The 3,205-nt window shown below is 44.3% G+C and carries 3 protein-coding genes and 1 pseudogene; all 4 read right to left on the bottom strand.

Features of this window, described 5'->3' with window-relative positions; all coding sequences use genetic code 11:
* The coding region (locus PX484_RS19765) for a S1 RNA-binding domain-containing protein (protein ID WP_288105224.1) at positions 1-746 on the bottom strand (746 nt) is incomplete at its 3' end.
* Between the two features lie 96 nt (positions 747-842).
* A complete protein-coding gene (locus tag PX484_RS19770; protein WP_287767035.1) occupies positions 843-1,577 on the bottom strand; it encodes a dienelactone hydrolase family protein in 735 nt (244 codons plus the stop codon).
* A 113-nt stretch (positions 1,578-1,690) separates the two neighbouring features.
* On the bottom strand, positions 1,691-2,506 hold the full coding sequence (locus PX484_RS19775; protein ID WP_287767039.1) for a Cof-type HAD-IIB family hydrolase: 816 nt from the start codon (positions 2,504-2,506) through the stop codon (positions 1,691-1,693).
* Between the two features lie 78 nt (positions 2,507-2,584).
* Positions 2,585-3,205 (bottom strand): annotated as a pseudogene (locus PX484_RS19780) (hypothetical protein); the annotation flags it as partial.

The following is a 3,205-nucleotide window of genomic DNA, read 5'->3' on the forward strand; positions in this document are numbered from 1 at the left end:
GATAGGGAAATGCGATTTTTATATTCGTCAATTTCCGCGACTACCACTTTAATTGCTTGACCAACTTTAAAGAAAGTCATGGGAGAATTAAAAGAGGCTCCTGTCACCTGTTTAGCATGGAGTAATCCCGTCACTCCACCGCAATCGACAAAGACACCGTAGGGTTGTAATTTAACCACGGTGCCACTTAATAATTTACCCACAGCTAATTGACTGATAGCGTTAGCGCGAGCAATTTCTCGCTGAGATAAAACTAACTTATTATTTTCTTGATCGATTTGAATAAAAGTTGCGGTTAAAAGTTGTCCGATCAGGGAATCTAAATCATTTTTTTCGATTAAATGGGAGCGAGGGATAAATCCTTTTAATCCCTCCACTTCCCCCGTTACTCCCCCCTTATTCACCCCCGTGACGCGCATCTGTACTGACTTGCCACTTTCAGAGATTTCCCTGACATTTTCCCAGGCTTTTTGTAGTAATAATTGCCGCAGAGACAGGGTAACTTGTCCTTCCGCGTCCTGTCCACGGGTAATCAGAAAATCGAATTCTGCACCTATGGGTAAAGCTTCGGCAATGGAAGTAACATTTTCCAGGGAAATTTCCCTTAAAGAAATAAAAGCGGAGGATTTGCCGCCAATATCGATGTATGCTCCATCGGAGGTGTGTTGATCGACTCTCCCGCGCACGATCTGCCCTTTTTCAAATTGATAATCGTATTGATCAAGAGCTTTGGCAAAATCGTCCATGGAAAAGGCAGGGTTCGGTGTCATGATAAATAGAATGGTTACAAGTGTGATTTCGATCTGCTTCCAGTGTAAGCTGAAGCTTGAGGGGTCAGACCATTAAGATTTAAGAAGGCTAAATAACTCTAGCACATGATCCCAGGCAGATTTGGCCGCCTTAGCATTATAACTAGCTCTTTGGTCGCAGAAAAAGCCATGGTCGGCATTTTCATAGCGGAAAACTCGATGGGGGATTTGATAACGGATTAATGCGTTTTCTATCTCATCCACTTGCTTTTGAGGAATACTCGCATCTAACATCCCGAAAAATGCGTAGATTGTCCCCTTGATTTGGGGAGTCACTTTCACTGTCGCTTGGCCACCGCCTGGGGTTCCCATGGTGATTCCCGCACCGTAAAAAGAGGCACTAACTTTGATATCCTCTAGAGTGGAGACAAGATAAACCACATGACCACCAAAACAAAAACCGATCGTGCCGACACCGGTTTTTTGCACCTGTGGCAAACTATAAAGATAATCGATGGTGGCCTGGATATCGCTGATTAATTCGGCTGCTTTGGTTTGTTCTTTGTACTGACGACCGATTTCGATATCTGCCATACTGTACCCCGTTTCAAAACCGGGAGCAAATCGCTGATAAATGGCAGGAGCGATCGCTATATAGCCTTCTTGGGCAATTCTACGGGTGATATGGCGAATATGGTCGTTTACGCCGAATATTTCCTGAATCACGATAATTGCTGGATAAATTCCCACTCGATCGGGAATGGCTAAATAGGCATCTATGTCAATATCTTTGTTAGAAATCGTAACAGTTTGCGTATTAATGGTCATAATTTTCTCGGTAAAAAGGCTGTTGGTTTTTTGGTTTCGGGGTTTTAGGGTGTTGGGGTTTTAGTTGAAATTTCCCATTCCCCCATTTCCCCACTTCCCCATTCCCCCATTCCTCAAATCAAAACAAACTTTTCCAAGGCCGCGGCTACCCCATTTAAGTCTACACTGGGGGCAACCCAATCGGCTTGATCCTTAACAGCTTGGGGAGCATTACCCATGGCGACACCGACACCCGCATAGGTGAGCATAGAAACATCATTAAAATTATCACCGATCGCCATGACGTTTTGCGGTTGTAATCCTAGGATATCTTCGGCCAAAAATTGGGTGGCGCTTCCCTTGGTAGCCTCAACGTGGGTAACTTCAAAAAAAGTCGGACTCGATTGGGTAAAATATAAATCTTGATTTTGATAGCGTTGCTGTAAATGCTGCCAAATCTCGGCGATAAATTGCTTATCTTCTCCCATGGCCAGGATTTTAGTAGTTTTGTGGGCAACTTTGCGTAAATCTCCCACTGCTTCGGCAATAATACCCGATCGCTGCCGATAGAATTCCGTTTCCGCGTTTAATTGCCGCACATAAAGCACATCGTCCATATAAAAATTAAGGGAGATTTTCTCTTTCCATTGGGGTTGTTCGAGATAATCTAAAAGATCGATCGCCAAGTCGGGGGAAATGGGGGTATGTCGATGGTGAACTTGGGAAACAGGATCTTGAATCCAAGCGCCATTGTAAGCAATTATAGGTAAAGTCGATTTAAGGCGTTGATGAAAGCGTAAAGCCGAACGGTACATCCTGCCAGTGCCAATAGCGACGGGAATTCCCTTTTTTTGGACGGCCGAGACCGCTTGCACCACAGCCGGATTAACCTGATTGTTATTACCGGCGATCGTTCCATCCACATCGACAACGATTAAGCGAATATCCACAGTCTTTTCCCATTCAACGGTCAACAGTTAATAGTTTGCCACTTCCCCTCTCAAAAAGGGCAAGAATTAAGTAGTCAGTTAACTATCGGGTAAATCTTGGTATTCAGTTAAAGCGTTGATAAAAAAGAAGTCTCCCCAAATTAAACCCGTATCATAGATTTGGCTGGGTCGAATCGATGCGGGATGATGATAACAACCATGACGCAATAGACTCATCTCTGGGGCGGTTTCATCGGGAAAATACTGAAAAGAAGTCAGATTCAAGAGAATATTATCGATCGCCTCTCGATAGGTTCCATAACTAGGATCACTGCTGGGTAAAGCTTTTAATAAGCGAATCATCCCCGCCACAGCGATCGCTGCTGCCGAAGAATCCTTTTCCGTAGCGGCATTTTTTTGCAAGGCATAATCAAAATCCCAAGGGGGAATAAAATCTCCGGCGCGTCTTTGTCCACCAGGCCAACGATCGGGCAAATTTTCCAGATAATAATTAATGGCAGCCTTGGCAATGGTTAACATTTCCGGATCGCCAGTGTAAATATAGGCCGTCGTGGCAGCATAAATAAACCAAGCTTGACCCCGGGACCAAGTGCTATCATCGCGCCAGCCCTGTTTTCCCTCATTAAATAAGAAATTTCTATAGGTGGGAGAGTTGACATTTTGATCAAAATAGCCTCTTTGCCAAGTTCCCGTTTTACC

Origin of the sequence: Microcystis sp. M49636_WE2, assembly GCF_030065375.1 — a bacterium.
In the GTDB taxonomy this organism is placed as follows: domain Bacteria; phylum Cyanobacteriota; class Cyanobacteriia; order Cyanobacteriales; family Microcystaceae; genus Microcystis; species Microcystis aeruginosa_C.